Origin of the sequence: Microbacterium sp. YJN-G (assembly GCF_015040615.1) — a bacterium.
Lineage (GTDB): Bacteria > Actinomycetota > Actinomycetes > Actinomycetales > Microbacteriaceae > Microbacterium.
Window position 1 is genome coordinate 45,625 of sequence record NZ_CP060403.1, and the last position, 13,617, is coordinate 59,241.

A 13,617-nucleotide genomic window follows, 5' to 3' on the forward strand; every position below is an offset into this window, starting at 1 on the left:
ATGCGCGCCGGGATCGGGACACGGCTGACGTGGGACGATCACGACTTCATCATCATCGCGATCGACTACCGACATGCGGTGCTGCGATCCCTGAAAGAGGACTTCGTCCGACAGGTTGTCATTGAAGAGTTGCTCCGCTTGCCGAATGCCTCCTGGCATGACGTGCGGCCGCCGTCGTCCGAACCGTCAGATCTTCAGCTGATCGCTGAGCTGCCTGCGATTGAGCGACGTCTCGTCGAGGCGTGGGTAGAGCAATTCGAAGCGATGAAGCTCCTCCTCGACAAGGGCGCGCCTCTGGGGTCACTGCTCAACGATGTACGGACCGCGATGCAGCCCCACCTCGATGCCTCGACGGAGACCGTGCGCCGAAAGTTCCGTCGCTACCTGGCGGAGGGAGTGATCGGGCTCGTCGACGGCCGACGCTTGAACGGGCGCAAGCCTGGCATTGACGCGCGGATTAGTGCGGCGTTGAGCGAGCTCGGCGCGGCCGGCATCAAGCGTTCATCGGGGACTCGCACCCGCACGGTCGACAACCTGAAGTGGATGCTTGAGGAGGACTTTGGCGACGATCTGGAGCTACCGAGCGACCGGACGCTGCATCGGCTGATCGCGGCGCACCCGACCGCACGGAAGCTGAATAGCTCCGCGCGGGCGAGAGAGACGGCGGCGAACAAGCCGGGTCGCGCGTTCGAGTTGCATGGGTCGTTGCGGCCGGGGGAGCATGTGCAGATCGATAGCACGGTGATCGATGTGCCGTCCCGGTTGCTGGATGGCCGGCTGAATCGTGCGGAGTTGACGATCATCCATGATGTCGCGACGAGGTCGATTCTCGCGGCGTTGGTCCGTGCGATCGCGACGAACAGTGCGGATCTGGCTGGTGTGCTCGCGCGGGCGCTGACGCCGTACGAGTTCCGTCCCCCGGGGGCACGGGAGCAGCGGGAGCGGGTCGCGGCGTCGTGGGCGGGGCAGTTCATGATCGAGCAGGACAAGCTCGATCAGTACCGGTTGGCGCAGCCGTACATCTTCCCGGAGACGATCACGACCGACAACGGCAAGATCTACCGTTCCGAAGCGTTCCGGTCGGGATGCGCACGGGTGGGGATCTCGTTGATCTTCGCGGGGAAGGAGACCCCGACGGACAAGCCCCATGTGGAGCGGACGTTCGAGTCGATGGTGACCCGTTTCGTGCAGTACCTGGAGGGGTTTACCGGTGGCAGTGTGGACAGGCGGGGTCGGGCGGAACCGACCGATGATGTCCTCGCGGTCGCGCAGTTGCAGGAGTTGTTGGAGGACTGGGTTGCGATCGAGTGGCAGAACCGCCCCCATGACGGGCTGACCGACCCGCTGCTTCCGGGTCGGTCGTTGACACCGAACGAGATGTTCCGCGCGTACCGACGGGTCGCGCCAGAGATTCACGTGCCGTTCGGGGTAGATGACTTCATCGGGCTGCTCCCGTCGAAGAAGGTGACGTTGCAGGACTACGGCATCAACCAGAACCGGCGGGTGTACCGGTCGAAGCGACTCCCCGACCTCCGCGCGGCCGGCTCGCGAGGGGAAGGGGCGACCCGTCCATGCGTGATCCGGTACGACCCGCACAACCCGCTGTATGTGTGGGTCGAGCATGACGGCGCGTTCGTTCCGTTCCGCGCCACACCGGACCTCCTCGACGAGCCGATGGGCGGCGACATCTGGCGGGAATCCCGCGCTACTGACGCCGATGCCGACCGCGTGACCCGGGAGGACGCTGCCCAGCTCGCGGATCGGATGAAACGCGCCCAGTGGGTCCGCCCGGGCACGAAACGTAACCGGGCGGCGCGATCCGCGGAGGTCAACCGCGATCCGATGCACTACACGAGCGCCGCGCAAGCCGACGCCCGCGACGACGCAGCCGAGGAGCAGGTAGAAGACGAAGTGATCTGGGAGCGCGGCGGTGGGTTCTCGCTGCTTGACGATGATGACGGGGTGTGGGAGCGGTTGACATGACGCAGGCGATCAATACGAGGGAGGGGTGGTCCGCGTTCGTGAGCGAGACCGTCGACCAGCCACTACCAGTCACTCGCGAGGAACTGGAGGCGATGTCACCAGCGGACCGTGCGCTGCACCGTGAGGCGCGGAAGCAGTTCATGGTGCGTGGGTCGGTGGTCGCTACCGGTCAGTTCGCGGCGATCGAGGCTGAGATCCGCCGCCGGCTGATGTTGAACACGTACAAGTCGCACGGGAAGCTCGGTGTGATCGTTTCGGGCGAACCGAACATCGGGAAGACCACGACCGTCGCGCACATCGCCCGCCGGTTCGAGCGGCGCCGTCGCGATGTCGGCGGGTCCGGGTCCGGGTCGATCCCGGTGATCTACGTGTCGGTGCCGCCGTCGTGCACCCCGAAGCTGATGCTGGGCGAGTTCGCGCACTTCCTGGGCCTGCCGGTGCGGACCCACTACAACACGGGTGAGCTGATGAACACGGTCGCGAGCGTGATCGCGACGTGTCGGACCGAGCTGATCATCGTCGACGAGATCCACAACATCAACCAGAAGTACAAGCAGATGAGTGAGGCGTCCGACACGCTCAAGCAGCTGTCGGAGAAGTGCCCGGGCACGTTCGTGTACGCCGGCGCGGATGTCGAGGGCAGCGGGCTCCTGGATGGCACGAGAGGCCGGCAGATCACGAGCAGGTTCCAGATCATGCGGCTGCACAAGTTCGAAGCCACCGGCAAGGCCCGCGCCGCGTGGGCGGACTTGTTGCTCGCGGTCGAAGCGTCGCTGGGGCTGATCGATCAGGAACCCGGCGCGATCCTCCGCCACGTTCGCCATCTCCACACCGCGACCGGAGGGGTCATTGGGGATCTCACCGGGATGGTGCACATGCTCGCGATCGACGCGATCGACACGGGTACCGAACGCCTCGACCTCGACACCGTATTCGGGACCACCCCCGCGCCCGATCCAACACCGGCCGTAGTCGAGGTGTGAGGGATGCGGCAGGGGCAGGCACCCGTCGCTGATGTCCGCGCCCTGCCCGTCCCGGTCCGCACGGTTCCGGGGGAGACCGTCACCTGCTACCTGGCCCGCCTCGCCGAAGCGAACACGCTCACCGAACGTGACCTTCGGCTTCATGTCACGGATATCGCCGGCCTGTCGCCGTTCCGCCCGAACCTGGAGAATGCGGGACCGTGGGCAGAGCGCCTCGGGTCGCTACCCGTAGGGCACTTCGACCGCGAAGCCCGCCGGAACGCGATGTATGTCCGCTGTCAGCACTTCGCGTGGCAGCCCGGCAACTGCACACGCTGCGGGTACACCCAGCAACCTCGCACAGCGTGCCGACGGTGCGCCCGCGGCGCGTCCACGATGGTCCGGAGTCGTGGGGGTGCGGTCTGCAACCATCATCGCCGTTGGCACCTTGACGGTGTCGACATCGACCTGACCCGTCACCCCGACTACGCGCACGCGGAGCGATGCCTCTCTGGCACGCTGTGGAAGCGAGGCATCGGCCTGCACACCGGCGAACTGCAACTCGCTGCCACCCTCATCGAACACTGGGCGAGAGACGCGAAGCCCGCGCGACGCGTTGCTGACCGGATGGCAGACCTCGGCATCGGCGAGTTGGGCCGCGACACCGTGCTCCTCGCGGCATATCCCGAGGTCGTGCGACTCACGGCCGTGCTGACCGACCTGTCGTTCGCGTCGTACCTCCTCAGCTCCCGGTTCAAACTCGCTGAACAGGTATGGGCGCTTGAAGCCGCCGTCGTCACGATCATGCAGGGCACCACAACCACTCACCTCCACGACATCGCCGAACGCATTGTCGCCCGCGGAAAGGCCGCAGTCGAGACCGCGTTCAGCATGCGCCTCAACGCCGGCTGCAAGCGCCCCGCCGCGCTCGAGAAGGCCCTCGTGGCATCGTCGCAACGGCATCGCATTTGCTTGCTCCGACACCTCAGCACCGTGCGCATCCAGATCATCCCCTACACCCCCGGTATTGCTGTGCCAAGGAACCGAACTGTGGTCGCGCGCGGAGGTCTGTCAGACGCGCCGCTGACCTGACGTATCAGACGATCGGCCGCATCGAGGTCGTGTAGTGCTGGGGCAAACGACCAGCAGGGCTGAGGTGGCTTTGGGCGTTCGAAGTACTCACGCATACGATCGACGTCGCCGATCGGAATCAAGGGTGTAGGTGGGGTCTGAAGCCGGCGGCTCCCAAGGTGACGGTGCCATGTCATGCCGCGCTCTCCAACCCAACGAAGCGTCGCGCGGGCGGCGCCCCGACGGGGCACGGCGCGCTCAACGCCTCTCCCGTCGTGGCCCTCTTGACATCGAGTACGCGCCGCTGATTGCATTTCACCAATCGGAAGTGGGTGGGTAGACATGCCGCGACACCTGATCGGGCGGACAGCGGTCCGCGGAACCATCCTCGCTCTCGCCCTCGCGAGCCTGCTCTTGTCCGAACGAGCGCAGGACACTGAACCATCAACTTCCTCGACCTCGAGCGTTACGGCCGTCGACTTCGCCGCCGCAGGCGCGGCGGCGGCCCCGGCCGAGACGGAATCGATGTCCATCGCGGAATCCTATGCAGCGGACTATGGCGTGAGCGTCGAGGATGCAAGCAAGATCCTCGACCTTCAAGTCATCTCGGGAGATCTGGTATCCACACTCGCCGAGCGCTTCGGCGAAACCTCGTTCGACGCATGGCGGGAAGTCAGTGCGGGAGCGGCCACGCTCGTTGTGCGAACGGATGACGTCGAGATAGTCCGCACCGCCGAACGTCTCGCGGATGCCGCGGGGGTTCCTCTCTCCACGCTGCACGGGGTCGCCTTCTCCTCGCAAGGTGATGTCCTGGTCGATCTCATCCCACGGATTCAGGATGTGTACGCGGGTGATACTTCAGCGCTTCAGGGTGCCTACATCGACGCGAAGACCGGGCAGATCGTGCTCGACGTGCGCTCATCATCGGCAGCGCAAGAGTCGTCGGCCGAGAGTCTCGTCGGCTCAGCTGTCCGAGGTCTTGACGCATGGTCCTCGCTGGGGGCGGATGACAGCATCCTCCGCGTGCAGGCCACGAACGGCGAGGTGGGAGATTCCGCGATCCTTCGAGGGGGAAACGCGACGGTGCCTGCGTGCACCGTTGGTTTCACCGCACAGATAGGCACGACCTCGATCTCGTCAAGGGGATTCTGGACAGCGGCGCACTGCCTGACCTCGATTCCTTGGTTCGCCAACCCCGGCGGATCAGGCACGAGCTATGCATCGTCGTACAGCCACCGCAACTGGAACGGGTACGCGGATATTGCCTACTTCACGATCAACACATCATCGCATAGCGCCTACACGACGTTCTACGGCGACTCCCTGACAACTCCACGCCAGAACCCCAGTTCGTACACATTTGCGGTGGCAACCGACTACCTCTGCCATCGTGGAGAGACGAGCGGGCAGCGTTGCGGCACAGTATCCAGCACCTCGTACGCACCGACTTGGAGCAATGCATGCAACGGGGCGATATGCCAGCCCGTGTTCGTCCGAGTCAACGGTGCGGGCCAGGATAGCGGAGACAGTGGTGGCCCCTGGTACTACACGAACGGCGCTGGCACGAATCGCGCGTACGGCATTCACAAGGGCGGAACCTACCCGGGCACGACACCGACGTTCAGTGTCTACTCGAAGTTGCTCTATCGGCCGCTTGAGACCCGTCTGCGCTACAACTACTGATCTCGACAGACGACGATGCGAGCAACGAGACGACGACCCCTGGCGTCGGCTGGCGGTTTCCTCGTCGCTGCGGTGCTATCCGGCTGCGGGACGATCGAACCGGAGATCGTCGTCGCCACCTACGATCCGTCGGGAGAGGGCGGATTCGGATCGGGCATCGAGGGCCGTCTGGTCGTCGATGTCGATGGTTGCCTCGCCGTCGATCTGGAAACCGGTGAGCGCGTCGTTCCTGTGTTCCCCGCGCCCGAGATCGCCGTCGACGGAGACCTCGTCAGCTACCGAGGCGACGACCTAACCGGTGGTGACGCCGTAACGCTGCCGGGCGGGTTCTCGGAGGTCTCCGAGCTCCCGGACGCCTGCGAAGGCGCGGGCGAGACATTCGTGGTCGGCAACCGCGGCTGACTGTGACGATGGCGGTGGGAGTCCCGCAGCGGTCTTCCTGACTCAGCGGCTGAGTGCCGCGCTAATAGATCCGGGGATTCCCGTCGTCGAGTTCGCGTCGCGGTTCCGAGAACCTACAGGTTGAATGGCAAGGACCGGCGCAGACGAGCTGCTGGGATTCAGTGCGGTCGACGGGAACCTGCGGATTCTCGACACAGAATCAATGGCAGGGACGACAGAATCACTGTCATCGGACAGATGACAGTGATTCGGTGCTGGGTGCCATTGATCTTGTCTGCGACACGCGGGCGGCACCGCGGGTGCGCGATGGTTCGCGGTCGTACTCTGGCGCCGTCAGGGTCGTTCTCCAACTGAATATCTGCAGTGGAGGTGACCATGGAAGCGATCGCCGGACTCGGCACTCGGTTGATTACTCAGGTGCAGATCGAGTTCGTCCTCGACGGGCGTCCGGATCGGCGCGACGGCGACGCTATCGACCTTCCCAGCGAGCTTCTGATCAAGCCATCGGAGTGGGCAGGGTCGGCGCCGGCACCCACCCGGTCGGACAGATCCTGGGAAAGGCATCCCGCCGAAGCGAGAGGCCAGGCGATTCAAGAGTCACGACCAGACGGAGCACCAGCACCCACTCTGCCAGCCGACCCCAGGCCAGCCATCTCAGAGACTTACAGGTGATTCAGTCACCAGTTCGTTCGTCACGCCCCTCAGCCAACGACCAGATCACCCCGAAGAGCCACGAAGCGGCTTACGCGCCCGGCGTCGAGTGGTGACGAACTCGATGTAGGCCGCCTCGCGTTCAGCCTGCTTCACTGGGCCGGCCTGACCATTCCCTGCTCGCTCAGCTTGTAGCCGGTGGCCGCGTACGCGAGAACGCCTTTCACGCTGTTCGTCATGTCACCGGTCGGGTCGAGTACGGGAAACGCGTCGGCTCCCTGCGGCGTACGCCGGACGAGGTACCAGCCGAAGGCATGTTCGGTGCACTTGTCGCACTCAACGTTGAATACATTCACCAGATCTTGTCGTAGCTGCATGACCGCCGTGACACCGGATGGCCCCCTGTACCGCGAGGGCATCGCGAGGTTTGTTGCCTGCTGGAGGATGGACCAGCCGGGCATAGCAACAAGGTCGCCGTCTTCGTTGAACTCCGCCACGACCGTCGTGGCGTCACCGGTCCAACGTGACGAGGCGAAGTTCAGCCAGGCGTCAAAGGTCACCCCGGTCGGAAGATTTGTCGGATCGACGCGCTCGGAGAAGACGTCGCGGTCACCATCGGGATACTTGATCAGAGCCCACTCGGCGTTGGTGCCATCGGACACGGCAACGGCGACGGCCTCAATCTTCGGGGTTGGGTCGTCGATCTTCTGGGTGATGGTCCAGCCGTTGCGGACCACCAGTTCCCCAGACGGCGTGAGTGTCACGTTGTCCTGGTTGAGGAACTGCTGGCCACTGCATTCGGGGGTCGTACGCCCGGCTGCCGGGCAGGTGAGAGCGGATTCTTGGCTGGCAACGGGGGCCTCTGGCCGGGGATCGCCGGTCGCGCCCAGTCCTGCAGCAATGGGGACGGCGAGCACCACGGTGGCCGCGGCACCGGAAAGGACGACCCAAGTTCGTCTGCGGCGCACAACGCGCCGACCCTGCTGCAACGTCGAGTCGAGGTCGAATGGATCCAAGGGCGCACTCGCGATTTCGAGGTCAATGCGTTCACGCAGACTCAAAGCAGTTCCTTCGACTCGATGATGGGCTTCTACAGGCCAATACGGTTCGGCTTCGCGGCTGGTTGCAGCGCTCGCGATAGATCTCCTTGCGAGCAATCCGGAACGGCACGCGGAAAGCGCTCGTGCCTTCAGGCGTCAACCCTTCGCACTGCAATGATCCACCTAGCCAACGAGGTCCTGTTCACCTGGGGATTCATCGACAACATGCCCGACGACCAGGCTCAGGAGTGGGTCGGGCTGTCAGGTTAGAGCGTCGAGCAAGCGTCCAGAACTGCCGCGATGCGCGCGGATCTGCCGATGTCCGGATGTAGCGAGCCGTCTCAGGCGCGGCACTCCGAGTAGCCGTCGGGCCACCAACCATCGGCGCGCTTGCGCACGTGGTACGTGCGGAAGATCGACCCGTCCTGTCTGAGTCCGAGAACGACCGTGTCTCCGTCGACTTCACGAGACGTCAGTTCCAACGCGCCCGCGTACGGCGCCACGGCCTCCTCAGGGCTGGGCTGCCCAGGGCCAGGAACGTCTAGATCAACGCGCGACTGTTCGGTGTCGGCACAGGGAAGTGCGGTCTCTGAAACGGTCGACGGTGTCGGCTCTTCCCTCTGCCCGGACGTGGCCGCACCGCATCCACTCGCGACAGTCGCAGCGACAGCCATCACAAGCACATGCCCGATCCTCATGAGTGCTCCCTTCGTCCGGTGACAGTTCCGACGCTTGCCCGGCCACCTAGGTTCCCAACCCAGTATCGGCATGACGGAGCCGAAACGTCCGCACATGCCGCGTTGAGGGCGGCTACGCTCGCCCGGATCTGCCGCGTTGAGGGCGGCTTCGCCTCAGTCCGTGCCTTAGAAGTCAGATCGTCAGCGAGCTCGTGAGGCGGTGTCGGCCTACCACGAGGCAGAGCTCGCCGAACTCGCCGCGCACGTGGCCGAGACGATCGACCAGTTCCGCAGCGACGTACTCACAGCCCTCGATGTCGACGAGGTCTTGTTCCAGTACTCATGCGCCGCGAAAGAACTCTGGAAGTTTTGCAACATCGGCGACGCGCAGGCGGCCGCAGTGCAGTTGCACGGAGCCCCGTAGATTCACTGGTGGGAACGCGGGGCACCGAGACACGCAAGACGTCCCGTCGACGGAGTACCGACCAGCGAACTTTAGTGACAGCCACGCGGCCGAACGTGCGACATTCCGCCGCCATTTCCCGCCCGTGATCTCATGCGACGCAGTCCTCTCTTCCCGGCAGGTGCGACGCCGTGCGACTGGACACTCGCGGTCTAGCTGTTTCCAGACGCCCGCGAGGCGTTCCAGTTTTGCTTGAAGGCCACTTCTCGAGTTCTTTCGGGCAGGTCGACCGGCGGCAGGTGGTCGTCTGCTCGGTTGAAGACGTCGTCCACGAGCATGCGGTCAGCGGCCTCCACGTGCCCCTCGACGGCGGTCACCTTGACTAGGTCGAGGCGGCAGATGTCGTCGTACGGCGCTGCCTTGCACGCGGTCTCGGCGGCTCTCCGGGCCGTGGCCAGGTCGTCCTTCGCGAGTGCGTCGACGACGATGACATGCGCGGTGTCGACGATCGCGCAGCCGATGGTTTCGTGAAGGCGTTCGCCATCAAGCAACCAGCTCCATCCTCGCTCACGCAAGCGGCTGAAGGGCACGCCCTCGACTAGGCTCAACGCAGTTTTGAGTTCGCTGATGCCCTCAACGCCGCGGGCTTCGCCCCGGGCACGCAGTCGACGGAAGAGGTCGAGGTCGACCAGCACGTCTTGGACCTGGTAGGCCTTGACCCCGGTCTTTCGGAAGGTCGGGGAGCCGTTTGCTGGCGGCAGGTGTTTATGGCCGGTCCGTTGGTTGTCTCCCAGCCAGGCACGCAGCGAGCCGAGGTCCGTTCTTGCTCGCGAGCCTGCGATCGAGAAGGCATCGGCCACCGCGCTGCCAGTGACGCCTTCAGGGTGCAGGGCAAGGAAGGCGAGCAGCTCGACGAAGTAGGGCCTGCGCTTGGTGATCGATGGGGCGACGATGCCGTACGCGCGGGCGGTGACCGGGCCCAGCAGCATCAACCGGGGGCGGACGCTTTCGGTGTCGAACCAGTCAGCAACGTCCTGGTCCAGGGTGGGGTCGGACTGCTCGACCTGCCTGCGCACCTGTGCGGGAACTACTGGAGCGAGGGTGACCACGTCCTCCGCTGTCGTGGCGGCCGCGGCGAGGTACTCCTCGACCGGTCGTGGCAGTAGTGAGCCCTCGCTGGTTCCCTGAACCTCGCGGGCTCCTGCCAGGTCGGAGCGAAGAGCTCCTGCGTGATCTGTCAGTGTTCGCAACCCGTCCGGGGCCGCAGTGGTCGTGGGGATGCGTATCGCTTCGCTCTCGCGGGTGAGATCGACAATGGCCGCACACGCCGACGCTTCAAGGGCGGTGAGGCCAGAGGCGTGTAGGTCCAGACCAAAGGCGGGCGCGAGCAGGCGTCCGCTCCTGTCCACCTCGAGGAGGAGCGATCCGGGGACCGGCGCGTTGACGGCCACGAGGGCTGCGCCCAGTCGAGCGGTCGCAGGGGCAGCCAGCAGCATCGCGAGCTCGCTAGCACCGTCGCCGGTGGTGATCACTGCCCAAAACGGATCGGGTTCACCGGTGCCCGATTCCTGGGCGGCGGCGAGGTTCTCGGCGATCGATGCGATGACCTTGTCCCCGTTGTCGTGGTGATGAAGGCGCAGGGTGTCGAGCTCGGCCAGCTCCTGTCCGAAGCCGATGACGTTGACGTTCACGAGCACCGACCAGGGGTTCAGTGCCAGTTCCGCAGCGACATGGCGTGCGAGGGAAGTTGCAGCTTCGGTGCCACCGCTCAGGCTTGCCACACCGAACGACTCCAGATTCAGGAGGTGAAGTCCGCCGGCTTCGTCCTGGCCGATTGAGACGAGCAGGGGGTACGGGGCGAGCACGTCGGTCGTCGGCCCCTCCGCCCGCAACCGTGTCGACCAGACCTCACCGGCGCCCGCCCACGGAGCAGGGAGATCGGAGTCCTCTGCAAGATGGAGTGTGACCGTGTCGTCGGCGAGGACCGCCCGCACCAGGCGTGGGATGGCGAGCCCTGCGGCCGCCGTGTCGACGGCGAGCGCACGCAATGCCTGGTCGAGCTGCTTGATGGTTGCTGTCATCGGGGCTCCCGCGTGCATCGCCGTCTTCTCGACGGCGCGCAGCTCTGGCGGGGGAGGGGCGACTGTCTGGCCGGGGCGGCGGTAGCGAAGCTGGGTGTTGCGGTGGGCTCGCACCGCGAGCAGGACCAGACCGGCGAGAAGTGCACCGGCGCCCGTGAGACCCGGCAGCAGCCAGGGGGTGGGGGTCTCGTCGACTGCGGGGGACGTCGCGTCCGCTGCAGGCGCCGGCTCTAGCTCCGGCACCGCTGTGTGGGTCGGGTCGACGTCAGGCGTGGGCTGAAACACCGGTGGGACGACGACTTCTGGTAGCCGGTCTTGAGGTGCCCCGGTCTTGCCGCCGCGATGCGTGGTGTTGGGGATGGTGACCGTCCAGCCGGGCTGGATCAGGTCGGGGTCCGTCAGATGTGCCCCGTTGTGCTGGATCGTGTCGCGCGATGCCTCGAACAAGTCGGGGTAGCGCAGCGGGTCACCCAGCTGTCTTTCAGCGATCTCGGAGAGCGTGTCACCGGGTTGCACCTCGTACTGCTCCACCGGGTGGTCGGTGGAAGATGAGTCTGCTTCTTGAGGGACCTTGAGCACAGTGCCGGCGACGATGAAGTCGGGTCGTCCGTGGAGCAACTCGCGATTCAGCTCGACGATCTCGGTGTAGCGCCCGCCCTCGCCGAGCATGCGTTCGGCAATCCGCCACAAGCTGTCGCCCCGTTTGACGGTGTAGTCGGAGATCGCCGTCGCCGGAGCCGCGGAGACGCCGGTCGGGGCGGGCGTTGACTGGGCGAGGACGGGCGCAGTGTCGGCGGACTCCAGTCGCGGCGTGTCCGGGACGGGCGCAGCGAAAACAGCGTGGACGGGCGTGGGCGAGACTGCAAGGGAAACCGTCGGAGTCGCGATGAACAACAGGGCGGCTGCAGCGACGAGTTGGCTGGCACCGTGCTGCGGGAGGCCGAACCCGGGAAGCGACGGGGCCGGCACTCCGCGTACGAGAGCGACGGCTTCGACGACCACCGAGACTGCGACCACGATCCACGCCGTCCACGCGGCCACGGCGATGACGGTGAGGGCGAGGGTGCCGTCGTCCGGGCGGGACAGCAACACTCTCAGCTCGCTGAGCTCGATGTCCGACGGGCGCGCGCCGATCGTGATCAGCATGAGCGGCATGCCGATCACGAGGAGCAGGACGACCAGCGTGGCCGCAAGTCCGTGGAGTCTCTGGCGAAGCGCGGGCGGGGTCATTGTTCGCTCCCTGCGACGGTGCGGATCAGTCGTGCCGAGGCCTCACCCGTGACGGGCAGGTCGCCGAGGCCGATGATGCTCAGGAACTTAGGGCGATAGGTGTCGGTCACGTTCACGGTGATGGTGGTGCCGTCGGTGATGGACACGGTCCCGTTGACGCCGGCGGTGGAGAGATAGTCCTGGGCCGCGTTGCGTGCGGCCGCGGCATTGATGGCCACGTAACGTCCCTGGACTGCCGGTGCGGCCTGGACCTCTTGGCCTCCGGCGCGCGCAGCCTGGCCAGCGACGTTGTGGGCGCGCTGTTGGGCGTGGACCTGCCCGCCGAGGTCGACGGCCAGCCCGACGAGCATCATCATCGCGAAGCTCGCGTTGACCATCCACAACGTGATGGAGCCATGCTCATTGCGGATCATGAGCGCTCCCGCCACGTGTCGAGAGAGCTGCTCGCTCTCGCTTCGACGGTGCGCTTGCCTGGTACTCCCGGCACAGCGAGATCCTCAAGGTCCAGCAGGCAGCCGATGGTGACGTGCACAGCAGCGTTCTGACCTACTGCTGCGGCGAAAGCGGCGGTGTCGACGTGGACGGTGACCTTCAAGCAGGCCACGTCCTGATTCGCCAAGCTGTTCGTGGCGGCCGCGGTAGCGGCGGTCTCGGCGGATGACCTGGTTCGTGCAAGCGACGCGGACCGGGCGGCGTCAACAGCCGCCGACTCGACTGCCTGGTGGGCAACCGTCGTACGGCCACCGAAGATGATCAGGCCCACGAACAACACGAAAGCGGGCACGGCAATCGCTGCCTCGACCGATGCGGATCCACCTTCGCTGCCATTCCGGCTGGCTGGGGGACCCATCGGGGATTTCATGGCGCAGTCACTCTCTCCACCGGCATGCTGGCGCGTTGCCGTACGACGGGGTTCCAGCCGGGAACGACGCTGAGGCTGCGTCCGGTCACGATGACGACCGCGGTGGCCACCGAGCGGCTCGTTGAGACGGTGGCATCGGCCAGGACGTCGTCACCGCCGGCGTCAGCGACGAATGACGTGGCAGCCGCGGTTCCGGTCGTTTCGCTGCCGTGTTCGCCTGCAGCTGTGCGAGCCCCCTCCTGGGCGGCAGCGATAGCCACCTCGCGGGCGTGGTGGTAGAGCGCGGCCTGAACCCCGATGAACATGACCGCGAACAGTGCGGGCAGCAGGATGACCAGCTCGATGGTGGCCGAGCCGCGGTCGCTGCGCCTACTGGATGTTGCCGGCCTGCGTCGTGACATAGGTCCTCACCGCCGCGACGACGATGGCCACGATCCCGATGACGGCCACGGCCCACAAGACGTGCTCGGTGGTGACCGAACCACGCTCGTCGGGGTCTGCCCGGGCAGTCAGCTCGATCTTGAGCCTGATCAGTGCAGTGCAGATCTGGAGCATCGTTGCTTCCTTCCTTC

General features: G+C 65.6%; 13 protein-coding genes. 6 read left to right on the forward strand and 7 right to left on the reverse strand.

Going from position 1 to position 13,617, the window contains the following annotated elements; genetic code table 11:
* The 5 genes from H7694_RS16995 to H7694_RS17015 all read left to right on the forward strand — a co-directional run bounded on the left by H7694_RS16995 (position 1) and on the right by H7694_RS17015 (position 6,101).
* Complete coding sequence (locus tag H7694_RS16995; RefSeq protein ID WP_193599396.1) at positions 1–1,983, forward strand: Mu transposase C-terminal domain-containing protein; 1,983 nt, start codon at positions 1–3, stop codon at positions 1,981–1,983.
* Positions 1,980–2,966, forward strand: a complete 987-nt coding sequence (locus H7694_RS17000; protein WP_193599397.1) for an ATP-binding protein — start codon at positions 1,980–1,982, stop codon at positions 2,964–2,966. Before H7694_RS16995 ends, H7694_RS17000 begins: the two co-directional genes overlap by 4 nt.
* 3 nt (positions 2,967–2,969) lie before the next feature.
* The gene (locus tag H7694_RS17005) at positions 2,970–4,037 is read left to right on the forward strand and encodes a hypothetical protein (protein ID WP_193599398.1); all 1,068 of its coding nucleotides are present in this window, start codon (positions 2,970–2,972) and stop codon (positions 4,035–4,037) included.
* A gap of 321 nt (positions 4,038–4,358) precedes the next feature.
* Entirely contained in the window at positions 4,359–5,699 is a 1,341-nt protein-coding gene (locus H7694_RS17010; protein WP_193599399.1) for a hypothetical protein, read from the forward strand.
* Between the two features lie 15 nt (positions 5,700–5,714).
* Positions 5,715–6,101, forward strand: a complete 387-nt coding sequence (locus tag H7694_RS17015) for a hypothetical protein (protein WP_193599400.1) — start codon at positions 5,715–5,717, stop codon at positions 6,099–6,101.
* An 803-nt stretch (positions 6,102–6,904) separates the two neighbouring features.
* On the opposite strand, the gene H7694_RS17020 is transcribed toward H7694_RS17015, so the two are convergent.
* On the reverse strand, positions 6,905–7,813 hold the full coding sequence (locus H7694_RS17020; RefSeq protein ID WP_193599401.1) for a hypothetical protein: 909 nt from the start codon (positions 7,811–7,813) through the stop codon (positions 6,905–6,907).
* A gap of 320 nt (positions 7,814–8,133) precedes the next feature.
* Positions 8,134–8,295 (reverse strand): hypothetical protein, encoded by a 162-nt coding sequence (locus H7694_RS17750; RefSeq protein WP_227468415.1) that lies wholly within the window; start codon positions 8,293–8,295, stop codon positions 8,134–8,136.
* Positions 8,296–8,689: 394 nt separating this feature from the next.
* Between H7694_RS17750 and H7694_RS17025 the strand changes: the two genes are divergently transcribed.
* Positions 8,690–8,893: a hypothetical protein gene (locus H7694_RS17025; protein ID WP_193599402.1), complete on the forward strand. Its 204-nt coding sequence runs from the start codon at positions 8,690–8,692 to the stop codon at positions 8,891–8,893.
* 191 nt (positions 8,894–9,084) lie between these two features.
* Here H7694_RS17025 and H7694_RS17030 read toward each other — a convergent pair whose 3' ends face one another.
* Genes H7694_RS17030 through H7694_RS17050 form a run of 5 tightly spaced genes read right to left on the reverse strand, consistent with a single transcriptional unit; the run spans position 9,085 to position 13,600 of the window.
* Positions 9,085–12,183 carry a LysM peptidoglycan-binding domain-containing protein gene (locus H7694_RS17030; protein ID WP_193599403.1) on the reverse strand — a complete coding sequence of 1,033 codons (3,099 nt, stop codon included), beginning with the start codon at positions 12,181–12,183 and terminating at the stop codon, positions 9,085–9,087.
* Entirely contained in the window at positions 12,180–12,596 is a 417-nt protein-coding gene (locus H7694_RS17035; RefSeq protein WP_193599404.1) for a TadE/TadG family type IV pilus assembly protein, read from the reverse strand. Before H7694_RS17035 ends, H7694_RS17030 begins: the two co-directional genes overlap by 4 nt.
* The gene (locus H7694_RS17040; protein WP_193599405.1) at positions 12,593–13,045 is read right to left on the reverse strand and encodes a TadE family protein; all 453 of its coding nucleotides are present in this window, start codon (positions 13,043–13,045) and stop codon (positions 12,593–12,595) included. The genes H7694_RS17035 and H7694_RS17040 overlap by 4 nt, the downstream gene beginning before the upstream one ends.
* On the reverse strand, positions 13,042–13,446 hold the full coding sequence (locus tag H7694_RS17045) for a TadE/TadG family type IV pilus assembly protein (RefSeq protein WP_193599406.1): 405 nt from the start codon (positions 13,444–13,446) through the stop codon (positions 13,042–13,044). Before H7694_RS17045 ends, H7694_RS17040 begins: the two co-directional genes overlap by 4 nt.
* Positions 13,415–13,600 carry a hypothetical protein gene (locus H7694_RS17050; protein ID WP_193599407.1) on the reverse strand — a complete coding sequence of 62 codons (186 nt, stop codon included), beginning with the start codon at positions 13,598–13,600 and terminating at the stop codon, positions 13,415–13,417. The genes H7694_RS17045 and H7694_RS17050 overlap by 32 nt, the downstream gene beginning before the upstream one ends.
* Positions 13,601–13,617 lie beyond the last annotated feature (17 nt).

Bases quoted from the DNA above. Each gene is read 5' to 3' on its own strand.
- H7694_RS16995 (WP_193599396.1), top strand. From the start codon at position 1: ATGCGCGCCGGGATCGGGACACGGCTGACGTGGGACGATCACGACTTC.
- H7694_RS17000 (WP_193599397.1), top strand. From the start codon at position 1,980: ATGACGCAGGCGATCAATACGAGGGAGGGGTGGTCCGCGTTCGTGAGC.
- H7694_RS17005 (WP_193599398.1), top strand. From the start codon at position 2,970: ATGCGGCAGGGGCAGGCACCCGTCGCTGATGTCCGCGCCCTGCCCGTC.
- H7694_RS17010 (WP_193599399.1), top strand. From the start codon at position 4,359: ATGCCGCGACACCTGATCGGGCGGACAGCGGTCCGCGGAACCATCCTC.
- H7694_RS17015 (WP_193599400.1), top strand. From the start codon at position 5,715: ATGCGAGCAACGAGACGACGACCCCTGGCGTCGGCTGGCGGTTTCCTC.
- H7694_RS17030 (WP_193599403.1), bottom strand. From the start codon at position 12,183: ATGACCCCGCCCGCGCTTCGCCAGAGACTCCACGGACTTGCGGCCACG.
- H7694_RS17035 (WP_193599404.1), bottom strand. From the start codon at position 12,596: ATGATCCGCAATGAGCATGGCTCCATCACGTTGTGGATGGTCAACGCG.
- H7694_RS17040 (WP_193599405.1), bottom strand. From the start codon at position 13,045: ATGAAATCCCCGATGGGTCCCCCAGCCAGCCGGAATGGCAGCGAAGGT.
- H7694_RS17045 (WP_193599406.1), bottom strand. From the start codon at position 13,446: ATGTCACGACGCAGGCCGGCAACATCCAGTAGGCGCAGCGACCGCGGC.
- H7694_RS17050 (WP_193599407.1), bottom strand. From the start codon at position 13,600: ATGCTCCAGATCTGCACTGCACTGATCAGGCTCAAGATCGAGCTGACT.